Origin of the sequence: Bradyrhizobium sp. TM239, assembly GCF_036247985.1 — a bacterium.
Classification (GTDB): domain Bacteria; phylum Pseudomonadota; class Alphaproteobacteria; order Rhizobiales; family Xanthobacteraceae; genus Bradyrhizobium; species Bradyrhizobium ottawaense.
Genome location: NZ_BTIR01000011.1, coordinates 198,008 through 215,782, shown reverse-complemented (window position 1 = coordinate 215,782; position 17,775 = coordinate 198,008). Strand labels below are relative to the sequence as shown.

The 17,775-nt window shown below is 65.1% G+C and carries 14 protein-coding genes; 10 read left to right on the top strand and 4 right to left on the bottom strand.

Annotation, left to right across the window (positions count from 1 at the left end):
* Positions 1 to 90: 90 nt before the first annotated feature.
* A complete protein-coding gene (locus AABA84_RS19430) occupies positions 91 to 900 on the top strand; it encodes a hypothetical protein (protein ID WP_338312792.1) in 810 nt (269 codons plus the stop codon).
* A gap of 378 nt (positions 901 to 1,278) precedes the next feature.
* The gene (locus tag AABA84_RS19425; protein ID WP_338312791.1) at positions 1,279 to 2,955 is read left to right on the top strand and encodes a methyl-accepting chemotaxis protein; all 1,677 of its coding nucleotides are present in this window, start codon (positions 1,279 to 1,281) and stop codon (positions 2,953 to 2,955) included.
* A 111-nt stretch (positions 2,956 to 3,066) separates the two neighbouring features.
* Here AABA84_RS19425 and mutS read toward each other — a convergent pair whose 3' ends face one another.
* The gene (mutS, locus tag AABA84_RS19420) at positions 3,067 to 5,805 is read right to left on the bottom strand and encodes a DNA mismatch repair protein MutS (protein WP_338312790.1); all 2,739 of its coding nucleotides are present in this window, start codon (positions 5,803 to 5,805) and stop codon (positions 3,067 to 3,069) included.
* A 216-nt stretch (positions 5,806 to 6,021) separates the two neighbouring features.
* On the opposite strand from mutS, the gene pcaF reads away from it, so the two are divergent.
* The 6 genes from pcaF to AABA84_RS19390 all read left to right on the top strand — a co-directional run bounded on the left by pcaF (position 6,022) and on the right by AABA84_RS19390 (position 12,745).
* Positions 6,022 to 7,230 carry a 3-oxoadipyl-CoA thiolase gene (gene pcaF / locus AABA84_RS19415; protein WP_063199236.1) on the top strand — a complete coding sequence of 403 codons (1,209 nt, stop codon included), beginning with the start codon at positions 6,022 to 6,024 and terminating at the stop codon, positions 7,228 to 7,230.
* A 137-nt stretch (positions 7,231 to 7,367) separates the two neighbouring features.
* Positions 7,368 to 8,261: a dioxygenase family protein gene (locus AABA84_RS19410; protein WP_212243728.1), complete on the top strand. Its 894-nt coding sequence runs from the start codon at positions 7,368 to 7,370 to the stop codon at positions 8,259 to 8,261.
* Between the two features lie 92 nt (positions 8,262 to 8,353).
* Positions 8,354 to 9,055, top strand: a complete 702-nt coding sequence (pcaH, locus tag AABA84_RS19405) for a protocatechuate 3,4-dioxygenase subunit beta (RefSeq protein ID WP_212243729.1) — start codon at positions 8,354 to 8,356, stop codon at positions 9,053 to 9,055.
* Positions 9,056 to 9,658 carry a protocatechuate 3,4-dioxygenase subunit alpha gene (pcaG, locus tag AABA84_RS19400; RefSeq protein WP_212243730.1) on the top strand — a complete coding sequence of 201 codons (603 nt, stop codon included), beginning with the start codon at positions 9,056 to 9,058 and terminating at the stop codon, positions 9,656 to 9,658.
* 255 nt (positions 9,659 to 9,913) lie between these two features.
* Complete coding sequence (locus AABA84_RS19395; protein WP_338312789.1) at positions 9,914 to 11,602, top strand: methyl-accepting chemotaxis protein; 1,689 nt, start codon at positions 9,914 to 9,916, stop codon at positions 11,600 to 11,602.
* 48 nt (positions 11,603 to 11,650) lie between these two features.
* Positions 11,651 to 12,745 (top strand): phosphotransferase, encoded by a 1,095-nt coding sequence (locus tag AABA84_RS19390; protein WP_338312788.1) that lies wholly within the window; start codon positions 11,651 to 11,653, stop codon positions 12,743 to 12,745.
* A gap of 175 nt (positions 12,746 to 12,920) precedes the next feature.
* On the opposite strand, the gene AABA84_RS19385 is transcribed toward AABA84_RS19390, so the two are convergent.
* From AABA84_RS19385 to AABA84_RS19375, 3 genes are read right to left on the bottom strand one after another with little or no spacing between them, the layout of a single operon-like run.
* Positions 12,921 to 14,477, bottom strand: coding sequence for an MDR family MFS transporter (locus AABA84_RS19385; RefSeq protein ID WP_338312787.1), 1,557 nt, complete (start codon positions 14,475 to 14,477; stop codon positions 12,921 to 12,923).
* Between the two features lie 17 nt (positions 14,478 to 14,494).
* Positions 14,495 to 15,658, bottom strand: a complete 1,164-nt coding sequence (locus AABA84_RS19380) for an HlyD family secretion protein (RefSeq protein WP_338312786.1) — start codon at positions 15,656 to 15,658, stop codon at positions 14,495 to 14,497.
* Positions 15,651 to 16,133, bottom strand: a complete 483-nt coding sequence (locus AABA84_RS19375) for a MarR family winged helix-turn-helix transcriptional regulator (RefSeq protein WP_212243746.1) — start codon at positions 16,131 to 16,133, stop codon at positions 15,651 to 15,653. Before AABA84_RS19375 ends, AABA84_RS19380 begins: the two co-directional genes overlap by 8 nt.
* Before the next feature lie 155 nt (positions 16,134 to 16,288).
* Between AABA84_RS19375 and AABA84_RS19370 the strand changes: the two genes are divergently transcribed.
* Both AABA84_RS19370 and AABA84_RS19365 read left to right on the top strand, forming a co-directional pair.
* Complete coding sequence (locus AABA84_RS19370; protein WP_212243748.1) at positions 16,289 to 16,783, top strand: Fur family transcriptional regulator; 495 nt, start codon at positions 16,289 to 16,291, stop codon at positions 16,781 to 16,783.
* Positions 16,784 to 16,818: 35 nt separating this feature from the next.
* Positions 16,819 to 17,772: a DMT family transporter gene (locus AABA84_RS19365; protein ID WP_338313013.1), complete on the top strand. Its 954-nt coding sequence runs from the start codon at positions 16,819 to 16,821 to the stop codon at positions 17,770 to 17,772.
* Positions 17,773 to 17,775: the final 3 nt, after the last annotated feature.

Sequence of the window (17,775 nt, the reverse complement as noted above, 5' to 3'; positions counted from 1 at the left end):
GCACGGTCGTTGCTCCAGCTCTCAAACCAGTACGGCCTGTGGCTATGGATTCCGGGCTCGCGCTTCGCGCGCCCCGGAATGACAGACAGAATGTCCCCCGATCTCCACTTCCTCCTCTTTCTTCTCCTGCGCATGGCGATCGCGGCGGCGTTCGTCGTGACGGCCTCGATCATCACCGAGCGCGCCGGTCCGGTGATCGGCGCGCTGGTCGCGACCCTGCCGATCTCGGCCGGTCCCTCCTACGTCTTCCTCGCGCTCGACCACGATGCCGCCTTCATCGCGCAGGGCTCGCTGGCGAGCCTTCCGATCAATGCTGCGACGATCTTCATGTGCCTCATTTATGTCGTGCTGGCGCAGCGGCATGGTCTCGCGGTGAGTTGTGGAAGTGCGGTTGCCGTCTGGATCGTGCTTGCCTCGATCATCCGCCAATTCGACTGGTCGCTCACCGCCGGGCTCGCCGCCAATCTGATCGCCTTCGGCATCTGCATTCCGCTGCTGGCGGGCTATCGCCATGTGAAGATGCCGCTGGTCACGCGTCGCTGGTACGACGTGCCGATGCGGGCTGCACTGGTCGCGACCCTGGTCGCCATCGTGGTCTCGACCTCGGGTTGGGTCGGCCCCCGCATCAGCGGCATCATCGCGCTGTATCCCGTCGTGTTCTCCAGCATCATGGTGATCCTGCATCCGCGGATCGGCGGCCCCCCGACCGCCGCCGTGCTCGCCAACTCCGCCTGGGGTCTGCTCGGATTCGGCACCGCAATCGCCGTCCTGCACGTTGCAGTGGTGTCGTTCGGCTCGGCCGCCGGTCTGTGTCTCGCGCTCGGCACCTGCGTCGCCTGGAATCTGACGCTGTGGGGAATCGGCCGACGCGCGATGCACAAGGCGCGGCAAGGGCCGTGAGACTACGGACACGCGCGACATCGCGTCGCGAAAGGACGTGTCGGAGACTACGTCTCATGCCGATTGGCAGCGCAGCATCTTCCCAAGCCATTGAATGAGAAACGTCATTTCAAGTCGCAGGGCCGCGGATGGCTGCTCTCGACGCCCGCCGGATCGTTCCCGGTCCTGCTGGTTTCCGACACTTCTATTAGAACTTTATTCGAGCTTTTACCGTAGGAATGATCCTGCATACCCGCTCCGCTGTCATCGGCGCGAACTCGTCCCAGCTGCATCCGAGTGCCGGGACTCGCGGGAATTGTTATTTGAGTACGGCTGTTTCGCCGCGACGGTCACTTCCCCTACGAGCTGTCCACGTAATTTCGAGATGGAGATTCTTTGATGTTCGGTCGCAAGTCCCAGATTGATGCACAAGCACGGCTCGATGCGATCGGCCGCTCCCAGGCCATGATCGAATTCAATCTGGATGGCACGATTATCACGGCCAACAAGAACTTTCTCGACGCCCTCGGCTATCAGCTTGACGAGATTCAGGGCAAGCATCATTCCATGTTCTTGCCGGCCGACCAGCGCGACAGCGCCGAGTACAAGGCGTTCTGGGCTGCGTTGAACCGTGGCGAGTGTCAGGCCCGCGAGTTCAAGCGGATCGCGAAGGGCGGCCGCGAAGTCTGGATCGAAGCAGCCTACAATCCGGTGCTCGACGGCAATGGTAAGACGGTGATGGTCGCCAAGATCGCGACCGACATCACCGCGAAGAAGATGCGGAGCATGACGGATGCTTCGAAGATCGCCGCCATCAGCCGCGCCCAGGCCGTGATCGAGTTCAGGCTCGACGGCACCATCGTCACCGCCAACGAGAATTTCTGCAAGGCGCTCGGCTATTCGTTGGCCGAGATCGAGGGCAAGCATCATAGCCTGTTCGTGGCCGAGGCCGACCGCAACGGCGCGGCCTATCGCGAGTTCTGGGCCGCACTCAACCGCGGCGACTACCAGGCCGGTGAATTCAAGCGGATCGGCAAGGGCGGCCGCGAGGTCTGGATTCTCGCGTCCTACAATCCGCTGCTCGACGAGACGGGTAAGCCGTACGGTGTCGTCAAATTCGCGACCGAGGTGACTGCGGAGAAGCTGAAGAACGCCGATCTCGCCGGTCAGATCGCGGCCATCGACAAGGCGCAGGCCGTGATCGAGTTCAACATGGACGGCACGATCATCACCGCCAACGCCAACTTCCTCGGCACGCTCGGCTACTCGCTGGCCGAGATCAAGGGCAAGCACCACAGCATGTTCGTCGAGCCCTCGGAGCGCGACGGCGCCGCCTATCGCGAGTTCTGGGCCGCGCTCAACCGCGGTCAATACCAGGCGGCCGAATACAAGCGCATCGGCAAGGGCGGCAAGGAGGTCTACATCCAGGCCTCCTACAACCCGATCCTCGACCTCAACGGCAGGCCGTTCAAGGTCGTGAAATATGCCACCGACACCACGAAGCAGGTGCTGGTCCGCATGGGCAACGAGCGCGTGCGCGGCATGATGGAATCCGTCGCCGCCGGTTCGGAGGAGCTGAACGCGTCGGTGCGGGAGATCTCCGAGGCGATGACCAAGTCCCGCGAGACCGCGATGAGCGCGGTGGAGCAGGTCGCCTCCGCCGACGCTCAGGCCCAGCGCCTCACCGAGGCGGCGCAGTCGATGAGCGGCATCGTCGAGATGATCAACAGCATCACCGGCCAGATCAACCTCTTGGCGCTGAACGCCACGATCGAATCCGCCCGGGCCGGCGAAGCCGGCCGCGGCTTTGCCGTGGTCGCCTCCGAAGTGAAGAGCCTCGCCAATCAGGCCAAGCAGGCCACCGACAAGATCGGCCAGGAGATCGGCAGCCTCAACGGCATCTCCGGCGACGTCGTCAGCGCGCTCGGCTCGATCAAGCAGGCGATCAACAATGTCAGCGAATACGTCACCTCGACGGCAGCTGCCGTCGAAGAGCAGAGCACGGTGACGAACGAGATGTCGACCAGCATGCAGCGCGCGGCCGCCGAGGCCGCGGCGATCGCGGCGAGGGCGTAGGCAAACGCTCGGAAGCGTAGGGTGGGTTAGCGCAGCGTAACCCACCTCTTCAGTTTCTGCGGTGACGGACGTGGTGGGTTACGCCTTCGGCTAACCCACCCTGCTGCACCTTCACTGCTTCGGCAGCTTGGCCTTCAAGGCATAGAGCGCATCCAGCGCCTCGCGTGGCGACATCTCGTCCGGATGCAGCGCCTTCACGGCGTCCATCAAGAGGTCCGCCTCGCTCGGCGGAGCGGCTTCGGCCGCCGCGCGCGAGGGCACGGCGAACAGAGGCAGGTCGTCCACCAGCGCCCGCGCGGTCTGGCCGCGGTCCTGCGCCTCCAGCTTGGAGAGCACCGACTTCGCGCGCGTGATCACCGCCGGCGGCAGGCCGGCGAGCTTGGCCACCTGGATGCCGTAGGAGCGATCGGCCGAGCCCGGCAGCACCTCGTGCAGGAACACGACATTGCCCTGCCATTCCTTCACCCGCACGGTGGCGTTGAACATCCGCGGCAGCTTGGCCGAGAGCGCGGTCAGCTCGTGATAATGCGTGGCGAACAGCGTGCGGCAGCGATTGCTTTCGTGCAGATGCTCGATCGCGGCCCAGGCGATCGAGAGGCCGTCGAAGGTCGCGGTGCCGCGGCCGATCTCGTCGAGGATCACGAGCGAGCGCTCGCCGGCCTGGTTCAGGATCGCCGCGGTCTCGACCATCTCCACCATGAAGGTGGAGCGGCCGCGGGCGAGATCGTCGGCGGCGCCGACGCGGGAGAACAGGCGGTCGATGATGCCGATCCGCGCCCGCGTGGCCGGCACGAAGCTGCCGATCTGGGCAAGAAGGGCAATCAGCGCGTTCTGGCGCAGGAAGGTCGATTTACCGGCCATGTTGGGACCGGTGAGCAGCCAGAGCTGGCCGGACTTTTGCGCAGGGCTTGGCGAGAGGTCGCACGCATTGGCGATGAACGGCTCGCCATTGCGCTTCAAGGCCTGCTCCACCACCGGATGGCGGCCGGCCTCGATCGCAAAGCCGAGCGAGTCGTCCACGTCCGGCCGCACATAATTGTCGTCGACCGCGAGTTTTGCCAGTGATGTCGCAACGTCGAGCAAGGCGAAGGCGTGGGCGGCGGCGCGCAGATCGTCGCTGATCGCCATGGCCTTGGCTGACAGCCGCTCGAAAATCTCGAGCTCGAGCCCGAGGGCGCGGTCGCCGGCATTGGCGATCTTGGCTTCGATCTCGCCGAGTTCCGAAGTGGTGAAGCGCACTTGGCCCGCCAGCGTCTGGCGATGGATGAAGGTGGCGTTCAGCGGCGCCGACATCAGCTTGTCGCCGTGCTGCGCGGTGACCTCGACGAAATAGCCGAGCACGTTGTTGTGCCGGATCTTGAGTCCTTTCACGGCGGTCGTGTCGGCGTAGCGCGCCTGCATCGAGGCGACGACGAGACGCGAGGCATCGCGCAGGTTTCGGGCTTCATCGAGCGCGGGCTCATAGCCCTGTCGAACGAAGCCGCCGTCGCGCTTGATCAGCGGCAGCTGCTCGTCGAGCGCGCTGGCGAATTCGGATGCGAGCTCGCGCGACGGTCGCTGCAAGGCCGCCATCACCGCCGCGATCTCCTGCGGCGGCTGATCGAGTTCGCCAAGCCGCGCCAGCACCTGGTCGGCGGCGATGATGCCGTCGCGGAGCCCCGCGAGATCGCGCGGGCCGCCGCGGCCGACCGATAGACGCGCCAGCGCCCGCGACATGTCGGGCGCACCGCGCAGGATGCTGCGGATGTCTTCGCGCGCAGCTGAATCGGCGACGAAGACGCTGACCGCATCGAGCCGACGCGCGATCGCCGGCGCATCCGTCAGCGGCGCGGCCAGGCGTTGGGCAAGCAGGCGCGAGCCCGCCGAGGTTACCGTGCAGTCGATCGCATCGAGCAGCGAGCCGCGGCGTTCGCCGGCGAGCGTTCGCGTCAGTTCCAGATTGGCGCGCGTGGCCGGGTCGATCGCCATCGTTGCGCCCGAGGCTTCGCGCGCGGGCGGCGACAGCGGCGGATGCTTGCCGACCTGAGTGCGGTCGACATAGGTGACGGCTGCTGCGGCTGCGGTAGCCTCCAGCCGCGTCAGCTGCGCCAGCCCGTCCATGGTCGCGACGGCAAAGTAGTCGCAGAGACGCTTCTCGGCGGTGGCGCCGTCGAAGACGTCGCGGGTCAGCGGTGTCACGGCCGGCAGCTCGCGCAAGGTCTGTCCGAGCTCGTTGTCGTTATAGAGCGCGTCGGTGACGATGGCCTCGTTCGGGTTGATGCGCGCCAGCGTTGCGGCGAGCTCGCCGCCCGAGCATTCCATCACGGTGAACTCGGCGGTCGAGATGTCGATCCAGGCGAGGCCGAAGCGGTCGCCGCCGGCAGAGGAGCGGGCGCGCGCGATCGCGAGCAGATAATTGTTGGCGCGGGCATCGAGCAGCGTGTCCTCGGTCAGCGTGCCCGGCGTGACCAGCCGCACCACGCCGCGGCGGACCACGCTCTTGTTGCCGCGCGCTTTCGCGGCCGCAGGATCCTCGGTCTGCTCGCACACCGCGACGCGGTGGCCGGCCGAGATCAGGCGGTGCAGATAATCCTCGGAGCGCTCGACCGGCACGCCGCACATCGGGATGTCCGCGCCTTGATGCTTGCCGCGCTTGGTCAAGACGATGCCGAGCGTTCTGGAGGCGATCTCGGCGTCCTCGAAGAACAATTCGTAAAAATCGCCCATCCGGTAGAACAGCAGCAGGCCCCGATGCGCCGCCTTGATCTCCAGGTACTGTTCCATCATCGGCGTCACGCGCGCGATGGCTTCCGCCGGCGAGGCGGGCACTTCGTCGGGGGGCGGCACGGGTATCGGCTGTTGTACTGTCATGGGCGGCGCAACCTACAAAATTTCGCCTCCTGCTCCTATCGCTTTGGCCGGGAGGAGCGGGTTTTCCACGTTGTCCGCATCGCGGCATGCGTGGCCGGCGTGTGGCCCCCTCGGAACACGCGTGTATCGGTCAATTGACCTGCTGCGGGCGCCCTCCTAAAACTCCGCCGTCATTGAAGAATTCTGGCCGAACCGCGGCATTCAGGGAGAACAGCGATGCGTGACGTCTTTATCTGCGATGCCGTGCGGACCCCGATCGGCCGTTTCGGCGGCTCGCTCGCCAAAGTGCGTGCCGACGATCTTGCGGCGGCCCCGATCAAGGCGCTGATGGCAAAACACCCCAATCTCGACTGGGCGCAGGTGGACGAAGTCTTCTTCGGCTGTGCCAACCAGGCCGGCGAGGACAACCGCAACGTCGCCCGCATGGCGCTGCTGCTCGCAGGTCTGCCGGACTCGGTTCCCGGCCAGACGCTCAACCGGCTCTGCGCCTCCGGCCTGGATGCGGTCGGTGCGGCCGGCCGCGCCATCCGCTCCGGCGAGATCGAGCTCGCCATTGCCGGCGGCGTCGAATCCATGACCCGCGCGCCCTTCGTGATGGGCAAGGCACAGGAAGCCTTCTCGCGTTCGGCCGAGATCTTCGACACCACCATCGGCTGGCGCTTCATCAATCCGCTGCTGAAGGCGCAGTACGGCGTCGATGCCATGCCGGAGACCGGCGAGAACGTCGCCGAGGAATTCCAGGTCTCGCGCGCCGACCAGGACGCCTTCGCCATCCGCTCGCAGCAGCGCGCAGGCAAGGCGATCGCCGCCGGCTATTTTGCGGAAGAGATCATCCCGATCACCATTCCCGGCGGCAAGGCTGGCCCGATCACGGTCGACAAGGACGAGCATCCGCGTCCCGAGACCACGCTGGAAGGTTTGGCAAAACTGAAGCCGATCGTGCGCAATCCCGGCACGGTCACCGCCGGCAACGCCTCCGGCGTCAATGACGGCGCCGCGGCCATGATCCTGGCATCCGAAGCCGCGGTGAAGAAGCACGGCCTGACGCCCCGTGCGCGCATCCTCGGCCTCGCCTCGGCCGGCGTGCCGCCGCGCATCATGGGCATCGGCCCGGTGCCCGCGACCCGCAAGCTGATGGAGCGGCTCGGCAAGAAGATCAGCGATTTCGACCTGATCGAGCTCAACGAGGCCTTCGCCTCGCAGGGCATTGCCTGCATGCGCCAGCTCGGCGTCGCTGACGATGCGGATTTCGTCAATCCGCATGGCGGCGCCATCGCGCTCGGCCATCCCCTCGGCATGAGCGGCGCGCGCCTCGCGCTCACCGCCGTCCACGGCATGGAGAAGCGCGGCGGCAAGCTCGCGCTCGCCACCATGTGCGTCGGCGTCGGCCAGGGCGTCGCGGTCGCGATCGAGAAGCTGAACTGACGGGACGCTACGCGTCCCGTCATCCCGGGGCAGCCCGAAAGGGCTGAACCCGGGATCTCGAGATTCCGGGTCTGGTCCTTCGGACCATCCCGGAATGACAGTGTTGGCGTTACACGGGTCGCTTCAAGGACCGTCCCATGATCATCGAGCGCGAGCAGGACGTCACGGCCGCGGCCCTGGCGGTGATGGAGCGGACATCGGATCCGCGGCTCCGTCAGATCATGATCTCCCTGGTCAAGCATTTGCACGGCTTCGTGCGCGACGTCCGCCTGACCGAGAAGGAGTTTCGCGATGCCACTGCTGTCATCGCCGAGCTCGGCAAGCTGACCACCGATACGCACAACGAAGTGGTGCTGATGGCGGGCTCACTCGGCGTCTCGCCGCTGGTGTGCCTGCTCAACAACGGCGATCAGGGTAATACCGAAACCGATCAGTCGCTGCTCGGGCCGTTCTGGCGGTTGAACTCGCCGCGGGTCGAGAATGGCGGATCGATCGTCCGCTCCGAGACCCCCGGCGCGCCCCTGTTCGTGAACGGCCGCGTCGTGGACAAGGACGGCCGTCCAGTCGTCGGCGCCGAGGTCGATGTCTGGCACGCTTCTCCGGTGGGCCTTTACGAGAACCAGGATCCCGACCAGGCCGACATGAACCTGCGCGGCAAGTTCGCGACCGACCAGGATGGGCGCTTCTCGTTTCGTTCGGTAATGATGATCGGCTATCCCATTCCGACCAACGGCGTGGTCGGCCGCCTGCTGGAGGCGCAGAGCCGCCATCCCTATCGCCCCGCGCATCTGCATGCCCTGATCTTCAAGCCGGGCTTCAAGGTCCTGATCTCGCAGGTCTACGATCCCAACGATCCCCATATCGACAGCGACGTGCAGTTCGGCGTGACGCAGGCGCTGATCGGCAAGTTCCTGCGGCATGACGCGCCACATCCGACCGAACGCGATGTTGCGACGCCTTGGTATTCGCTCGACCATGTCTACCGGCTCGAAGTCGGGGAAGCCGTGCTGCCGCGTCCGCCGATCAAATAGGGCTCAAACCCGCTTCCCCCAATTAGTTATATCCTATAATGATTGGCGGAAGTTGTCCGGCCGGGCCACAATGGCCGGGGAGGAGTTCGCCCATGACATTCATCTATCCCACTGACAGCAACAAGGCGCATCCGCTGCCGCTGTCGCCCGACTACAAGAGCTCGATCAAGCGTGCGCCGAACAAGCCCTTGATCCCGATGCGCCACACGTTGTCGGAGCTGACCGGTCCGGTCTACGGCCACGAGACCGTGCGCGAGGGCGACAACGACCTTACCACCCAGCACAAGGGCGAGCCGATCGGCGAGCGCATCATCGTGCACGGCCATGTGCGCGACGAGGACGGCCGCGGCGTGCCGAACTCGCTGGTCGAGATCTGGCAGGCCAATTCCTGCGGCCGCTACGTCCATGTCCGCGACCAGCATCCGGCACCGCTCGATCCGAATTTCACGGGGGCCGGCCGCGCCGTGAGCGATGCTGCCGGCTACTACCGCTTCGTCACCATCAAGCCGGGTGCCTACCCCTGGGGCAATCACCACAATGCGTGGCGTCCCGCGCACATCCATCTGTCGGTGTTCGGCCATTCCTTCGTCACGCGCCTCGTGACGCAGATGTATTTTCCGAACGATCCGCTGTTCCCGTTCGATCCGATCTTCAACTCGGTGCCGGACGAGAAGGCGCGGGCGCGGATGGTCTCCTCGTTCGATCTCGAGAACACCCAGCCCGAATGGGCGCTGTGCTACCGCTTTGACGTCGTGCTGCGCGGCAAGAACGCCACCCCCATGGAGAATCACTAAGTGCAGGATTCTGTGACGCCCGACGGGATCACCCCATCGCAGACGGTCGGTCCGTTCTTCAAATACGGCCTCACGCCGAACGGCGAATACGCCTGGAACGACGCGTTCACCAACTCGACGCTGACGCCGGACGTCACCGGCGAGCGCATCCGCATCGAGGGGCGTGTGTTCGACGGTGACGGCGTTGCCGTGCCGGATTGCATGCTGGAGATCTGGCAGGCGGACGCGCAGGGCCGCTTTGCCGACCCGCAGGACAAGCGTGCGCTGCCGAATGCGAGCTTCCGCGGCTTTGCCCGTTGCGGCACCGACAAGGACGGCAATTACGCGTTCGAGACCATCAAGCCGGGCGCGGTGCCGGATCCCGACGGCAAGCCGCAGGCGCCGCACATCCTCCTCGCGGTGTTCGGCCGCGGCATGCTGCGACATCTCTACACCCGGATCTATTTCAGCGACGAGGCCGGCAACGCCGCCGATCCGGTGCTGGCGCTGGTGCCCACCGAGCGCCGCGCCACGCTGACCGCGGTGCGCGAGGCCGGCAAGCCGGCCTACCGGCTCGACCTGCGGCTTCAGGGCGACAACGAGACGGTGTTCTTCGACGTGTGAGGCAATGCGTGCCGGGGAGGTTAGATCCTCGGCACGCATGCCTCGTCTGGCGCATCGCAGCCGAGGCTGCCTCCGGCCGAAACGATCCTCCCGCACGTGTGTGCGTCAGCCTCTCTGACCCAAATACCGATGGCTTGACGTTAAATTCCCGTAGTTGTGCGGGGTTCGCGCGATACAATTCCAGCGCGAAGCAATCCCGTATTTACCGTATTCGTCTAGGGTGGCCGTAGTTTCGACGCCGCCCCGGATTGTTTCATGAAATTTCGTCTGTCGTTGTCCTCTGCGATTGTCGCGTTCGGCATCGTTCTCGCCATCGGTTTTGCCGCCGTGGTTTCGACCAGCCTGTACGCCTTGAAAGAGCTCAAGGTCGGCGGTCCGCTCTACTCCGACATCAAGCTCGGCAACGATCTCATCGCGGACATTCTGCCGCCGCCGGAATATGTCATCGAGGCCTATCTCGAGGCGACGCTGGCCATGCGCGAGCCGGACCAGCTGGCGGCCCACGGCGAACGCCTGGTGCAGCTCCGCAAGGACTACGACGAGCGCAAGGCGTTCTGGGTCACCTCCAGCCTCTCGGCCGACCTGAAGACCGCGCTGGTGTCCAAGTCCGACGCCGAGGTGCAGAAGTTCTGGACGGCGTCCGGCCAGCTCCTGCCAGCCCTCAAGGCCAAGGACGCGGCCGCTTCCGAGCGCGCCTATGCGCAGCTCAAGGACGCCTACACCGCGCATCGCGCCGTGATCGACAGCATCGTCGAGAGCGCCAACAAGCAGAATGCCGCCATGGAGAAGCTGGCGGCGGACCGCGACAGCTCGATGCTTTATATCCTCCTCGGCGTCTCCGCCGCTGTCCTCGCCTTCGTTGCCGCGGGCCTGCTCGGTGTCGCCCTCGGCGTGGTGCGCCCGATCGTGCGCATGACGGATACGATGCAGAAGCTTGCGACCGGCGATCTCGCCGCCGACATTCCTTTCGCTGACCGTAAGGACGAGGTCGGCTCGATGGCGGGGGCGCTTGGGGTGTTCAAGCGGGCGGCGGTCGAGAATTCCCGCCTGCGCGAGGAGCAGTTGCGGCAGGAGCAGGAGGCGGCGCTCGCCAAGCGCTCCGCCCTGCACCAGATGGCCGAGACCGTCGAGCGCGAGACCGGCCGATCGGTCGACACGGCAGGAGCGGCGACGCAAGGCGTCGAGCGGGCCGCCTCCAGCCTGTCCGAGATCGCAAGGTCGCTCTCCGCTCAGTCGCAGGCTGTCGCGGCGGCCTCCACCCAGGCCCTCGGCAGCTCGCAGACCGTCTCGGCCGCGGCCGAAGAACTGAGCGCCTCGATCCGCGAGATCGCAAGCCAGGTCGTGCGGACCAGCACCGTCACAAAATCGGCGGTCGCCGGCCGCGAGCAGGCGCGTTCGACCATCCAGGCATTGGCCGGATCGGTGAAGAAGATCGCCGAGGTCTCCGACCTCATCGGCGGTATCGCCGGCCAGACCAACCTTCTGGCACTCAACGCCACGATCGAGGCCGCCCGCGCCGGCGAGGCCGGCCGCGGCTTCGCCGTGGTTGCCGCCGAAGTGAAGTCCTTGTCCGACCAGACCGCCAAATCCACCGAGGAGATCACGCGGCTGATCGCCGAGATCCAGACCTCGACGCAAGCCGCGGTCGATGCCGTCGAGACGATGGGAGGGCACATCGTCGAGATCGACGGCGTGGCGACCTCGGTTGCCGCCGCGATGGAGCAGCAGGACGCCGCGACGCGGGAGATCACGCGGTCGATTTCCGAATCGGCGTCGGCGGCGAAGGAGGTCTCGGCCAAGATCGGCAATGTCAGCCGCGACGCCGCGTCCGTGAACGAGCGCGCCGCCGAGGTCAGGCAGGCGATCGCCGGCATGGCGGCCAATCTCGAGCAGCTCCGCTCGGTCGTGGTGCGGACCGTGCGGGACTCGACCGCGGCGGCTTGAGCGCGGCATGGGTTCGGCCGCTGGTGCGTGGGGTTGCGATCGTGCAGTATGGCGCGGGACAGGGGCATCGTGAACTTCATGACACCTCCACAACTGCCTGATGTCGTTGAGCCAGCCCGACTGACGGCGGCGCTGCGCAGGGGCGGCGTGCTCGACGCCGGCGCCGTGCGCGAGGTGAAGGTGCTGCATCAGCGCGACACCGTCGTGTCACATATCGTGCGTCTCGGCCTGCGCTATGTCGGCGAGGCCGCCGGGGCCCCGCAATCGCTGATCCTGAAGACGGCAAACGCAGCGTTCGCCGAGAAGCTTGCCAATGGCGGTCGGCAGGAGGTCGCCTATTACACGGAACTGACGCCGAGCATGCCGCCGGGACTGGTGCCCCGCTGCTTCGACGGACATTTCGACGAGGACAGCCTCACCTGGCATCTCCTGCTCGAGGACCTCACGGACAGCCACGACATCGCGGCAGCCTGGCCGCTGCCGCCATCGCGCGATCAGACGATCGCGATCGTGACCACGCTCGCACGCTGGCACGCGGCGTGGTGGGACCATCCGAGCCTCGGCGACACCATCGGCACCTGGGCGAGCCCTGAGGACAGCGCGGAGCGCATGGAGATGTTCGCGGACCATTACGATCGCTTCGCCGATTCTCTCGGTGACCGCCTCAGCGAGGAGCGGCGCCCCCTCTATCGACGCCTTATCGATCAGTCGGATCGGCTCTCTCAGCGTTACCATTCCCGCCGTCATCTGAGCATCACCCATGGCGATGCTCATGTCTGGAATTTTCTGCTTCCGCGCGCAGGCGTTGCCGATACCGTGCGCGTCTTCGATTTCGACCTGTGGAGCATCAACGTTCCAACCCACGACCTCGCCTACATGATGGCAATGCATTGGTATCCGGAGCGCCGGCAGGCGCTCGAACGCTCGCTGCTCAATCTCTATCACGAGACGCTGATACAGTGCGGTGTCAGCGGCTACACGCGCGGTGCGCTCGATCGCGACTACCGCTGGGCGGTGCTTTGGCAGATCACGAGGCCGGTCTGGCAGTGGAGCATCAACATCCCTCCGGTGATCTGGTGGAACAATCTGGAGCGGATATTTGCGGCGGTCGAGGATCTGGGGTGTGAGGAGTTGTTGGGGTAGATCGCGCCACAATTTCGGTGTCGTCCCTGCGAACGCAGGGACCCATAACCACAGGGAGACGTTTGGCGCGAGACTGGTAGCTCCGGGTCTTCGCAAAGCGTCTCCCTGTGGTTATGGATCCCGGATCTGCGCTTCGCTTGTCCGGGACGACAGCGGAGATTGGGAGACCGAGCCTTTACTCCATCACCGCATGTTCCGGTCCCGCCGCCTGCTTGCGCAGCGTGGCCTTGGTCGAGCCGATCAGCAAGGCGAGCGGGATGGTGCAGAGGATGAAGAACATCACCAGCTGATAGTCGTAGGCGAAGGCGATGATCTGCGCCTGCACGCTGACCATCCTGTCGGCCATGGCGCGTCCGACGTCGGTGGACAGGTTGATCATGCCGCTGACGCTGGGCATCTGGAGCGCGTGGTTGAACGGGTTGATGTGCTCGGACAGGATCGCATAGGTCCGCCGCGTTCCCTGGGTCAGCTCGGCGATGACGACGGAAATGCCGACCGAGCTCGCCACGTTGCGCATCAAGGTCAGCATCGCGGTGCCGTCGGTCCGCAGATCGTTCGACAGCGTCAGGAATGCCACCGTCGAGAGCGGCACGAAGACGAGGCCGAAGCCAAAGCCCTGGATGATGCTGACGGTGACGATCTCCGGCACCTGGGTCAAATCGGTCCAGCCGGTCATCTGGAACAGCGAGCCCGCGGTCAGCGTCAGGCCTGTGATGATCAGCGTGCGCGCCTCGAAATAACGCATCATGCGGCCGACCAGCATCATGGCGAAGAAGGTGCCGAAGCCGCGGCTCGCCAGCAGCAAGCCGGCGGTGATGATGGGATAGCCGATCACGTTCTGCATGTAGGGTGAGGCCAGCGCCATGGTCGAGAACAGCACGAGCCCCATTACGATCATGAACATGCAACCGGTGACGAAGTTGCGATCCCGGAACAGCGCGAAGCGGATGAACGGCGTCGAGGTCGTGAAGGAGTGCGCAAGGAAGAAGTAGAAGGCGACCGCCGAGACGATGAACTCCGCCACGATCTCGCTCGATTCCAGCCAGCCCAATTGCTCGCCGCGGTCGAGCGCGAGCTGCAGCGAGCCGATCGCAACCGCCAGCGCGGCGAAGCCGAACCAGTCGAATTTGAGGCTGAGATTCCTGTCCGTCTCGTCCATGAAAACGATCAGCCCGAGCACGGTGATGAAGCCGAACGGCAGGTTGACGAAGAACACCCAGTGCCAGGAATAGGTCTCGGTCAGCCAGGCGCCCAGCGAGGGACCCATGATCGGACCCATCATCACGCCCATGCCCCAGATCGACATCGCCTTGGCGCGTTCCTGGAGCGTGTAATAGTCGAGCATCACCGATTGCGACAACGGCACCAAGGCGGCGCCGAACACGCCTTGCAGCAGGCGGAACAGCACCATCTGGTTGATGTCCTGGGCGAGGCCGCACAGCACCGAGGCCATGGTGAAGCCGGCCGAGCAGATGATGAAGATGCGCTTGCGGCCGAAGCGGTTGGCGATCCAGCCCACCGGCGCCGTCATGATCGCGGCGGCGACGATGTAGGAGGTCAGCACCCAGTTGATCTGGTCCTGCGAGGCCGACAGCGTGCCCTGCATGTAGGGCAGGGCAACGTTGGCGATGGTGGTGTCCAGCGCCTGCATGATGGTCGCGGTCATGGCGCAGATTGTCACCATGTTCCGGCGTAGGCCGGGGACCATCAAATTGGCATTGGAACCGGACATCGGATCAGTCCTTGCGCTCAGTCTTTATCCTGGCTCGCTGTCGCCGACAGGCCGAGCAGGCCGGCGAGCGAGCGCTGATGGCCGGTGTCGATGGTGGCGTAGACGCTCATGCCGGCTTTCAGCTTCCGCACATATCTGTCGGTCTCGTCGAAATAGATCCTGATCGGCACGCGCTGCACCACTTTGACGAAATTGCCGGTGGCGTTCTGCGGCGGCAGGATCGCGAATTGCGCGCCGGTGCCGGGCGAAAGCGAGCCGATCTTGCCCTTGAAGACGTGGTTCGGGAACGCGTCGACCTCGAGCGTAACGGGCTGGCCTTCGGTGACGTGGGTGAGGTCGCTCTCCTTCGGATTGGCGTCGACCCAGGGGTGGGCGACGTCGATGATGGAAAACACCGGCGTGCCGGCGGCGACATAGCGGCCGAGCTGGATCTGCTCGACCTGCGTCGCCACGCCGTCCATCGGCGCGCGCAGCACGGTATGGTCGAGGTTGCGCTGGGCATCGTCCAGCTTGGCTTTCGCCTGGGCGTAGGGCGGAAATTGCTCCAGCGGCAGTTCGGGGTCGCCGAGCAGCTGCGTCTTGGCGTTGGAGAGCTGTTGCTTGATGTATTGCGCCTGCGCGCCGGCGGTGACCAGCGCATTCGAGGCGTTGTCGAGATCGAGCTGCGAGCCGTAATTGTTCTTCACCAGCGCCTGCTTGCGCTCGACATCGCGCTGCTTCAAATCGATGCCTTGCTGGGCGAGGCCCAGCATGTCGCCATAGATCTTGATGTTGGCGACGAGGTTGTCGTAGGTCGTGCGGGCCTGCGCGAGCTGCGCCTTGGCTTCGTCCACTGCGTGGCGAAACGGAGCGGGGTCGATCTCGAACAGCTCGTCGCCCTGCTTGACGGACTGGCCTTCCTTCACGACGACCTTCTGGATCTTGCCGGAGATGTCGGGCGTCACCAGCACCTTCTGCGCGCCGACATAGGCGTCGTCGGTGCCGACATAGCGGCCGCCATGCAGGTAGAAGGTGATGCCGCCGATGGCGGCGATGACAGGCAGCACGACCAGGAGCAGGAAGCGGCGGTAACGCCGCAAGGCAGCGACCAGGCGGCGGCGCGGATCGGTGCCGGCTTTCTTGGTGGGTTTGCCGCCGTCGGTCTTCTGCTCGGGCTGGAACTTGAGGACTTGATCAGCCATAGCGCTGCTCCTTGCGCGCCTGTTCCGCGCCGCTGGTCTGGATCGCGGTACGCACGTTTTCCTTGATGGTTTCGAGCTGGGTCAGGAGACGATGGGCGTCCGCCGGCGTGATGCTGTCGAGCGCGTTGGCCGTCAGCTCGGACTTCAGCCCGCTCATCCGGCCCAGCAATTGCCGGCCAGCCTTCTTCAGATACAGCCGCTTGACGCGGCGGTCTGAAGGATCGTTGCGGCGCTCGATCCAGTCGCTGTCGCAGAGCTTGTCGATCAAGCGGGTCAGCGTGATCGGCTGCATCTCGAGCAGCTCGGCGAGTTCCGACTGCTTCATGCCCTCGCTGCGCTCGACCTTGGCCAGCACCGCCCATTGCGCGCGGGTGATGCCGAACCGCGATGCCTCCTTGTCGGCATAGACGCGCAAGAGGCGGTAGAGCTCACCGAGCGTGAAAAGGAAGTTCTGGTCGACGGACCCGCGGGTCATAAGCTTGGTCTCCATAAGCTTCGGATATAATAAGCAAGCTTATGATTATTCCATGGCCGATTAACAGGATGCTGTCCCGCAGCGCGAGCATGGCTGGCAGAAGTTCGCAGGGTCGTGCTTTGGGTTCCAGGGCCCAAATGCTAGAAGATGGCCGCATGACCCTCGCAAAGCCGGCATTTCCCGCGCCCGATCACGATCATGGCCGCTGCACCGCGGACGCGCTGGCGCATGCCGAGGAGGTCTGCGAGCAACGCGCGCAGAAATTCACGCCGATCCGCCGCCACGTGCTGGCAGCGCTGCTCTCCAGCCACCGCCCGCTCGGCGCCTATGAGGTGATCGACGAGCTTGCCAAATCGATGTCGCGGCCGGCGCCGATCACGGTTTATCGCGCGCTCGATTTCCTGATGGCCAACGGCCTCGTGCACCGCATCGAAAGCCGCAATGCCTACCTTGCCTGTGCCGCTCACGACCACGATGCGACCTCGGCGGTGGCGTTCCTGATCTGCGAGCGCTGCGGCCTGGTCGGCGAGATTCCGTCGGCCTCCTTCGCCGGGGACCTCAATGCCGCGGCGCGCAGCTCGGGCTTTGCGCCTAAATTGTCCGTGGTGGAGATCACGGGCGTCTGCACCCATTGTCAGAAAGCTGCATAAAGCAACAACGGCGCAAAGCCGGTAATCGGGAAGAGATGTCCTCACCACAAGCCATAAATTCCGCCGCACGTCCCCTCAGTGCCGGCGCCATCGCCCTGATGCTCATGCTGTGCCTGACCTGGGGGTTCAACCAGATCGCGGTGAAGCTGGTGCTGCCGGACATTCCGCCGATGCTGCAGGCCACGATCCGGTCGGCGGGCGCGCTGCCGGTGCTGTTCCTGATCGGCACGCTTCGCGGCGTCAAATTCTTCGAGAACGACGACACCTGGAAGCCGGGCCTGATTGCCGGGCTGATGTTCGGCATCGAATTCGTGCTGATCTTCCAGGGGCTGCGCCTTACCTCAGCCTCGCGCGCGGTGGTGTTCCTCTATACTGCGCCGTTCTTCGTTGCGCTCGGGTCCTACCAGGTGCTTGGCGAGCGGCTTGGCGCTTCGCAATGGCTGGGCCTTGCCATCAGCTTTGCCGGCGTCGCCCTCGCGATCGGCGTGCCGCAGCCCAATGTCGATTCGCATGTCCTGCTCGGCGACCTCATGATCGTCGGTGGCGCCGCGCTGTGGGCGGCGACGACACTGGTTGCCAAAGGCACGAGGTTGCGGTTCGCCGCGCCCGAGAAGGCGCTGGGTTATCAGGTGGCGATCTCGATCCCGATCCTGGGGCTGGCGGCCTGGCTGTTCGGCGAGACCATCACGCACACCCCGGCGCCGCTGTCGCTCGGCCTGATGGCCTTCCAGGCGATCTGGGTGGTGGGAACCACGTTCACGCTTTGGTTCGCCCTGGTGAAGGCCTACTCGGCCAGCAAATTGTCGGCTTTTACCTTCATCACCCCTTTGTTTGGCGTGGTGGGTAGCTATTTCATCATGCACGACACCCTAAGCCTGGCCTTCGGGGCGGCAGCCGTCCTTGTAATTGCTGGGCTTTTTCTGGTTAACCGTCCGAGCCAAGTCGCTACGGCGCCGCGCGATGCATTGCTGAACGTCACCAAAACCTGATAT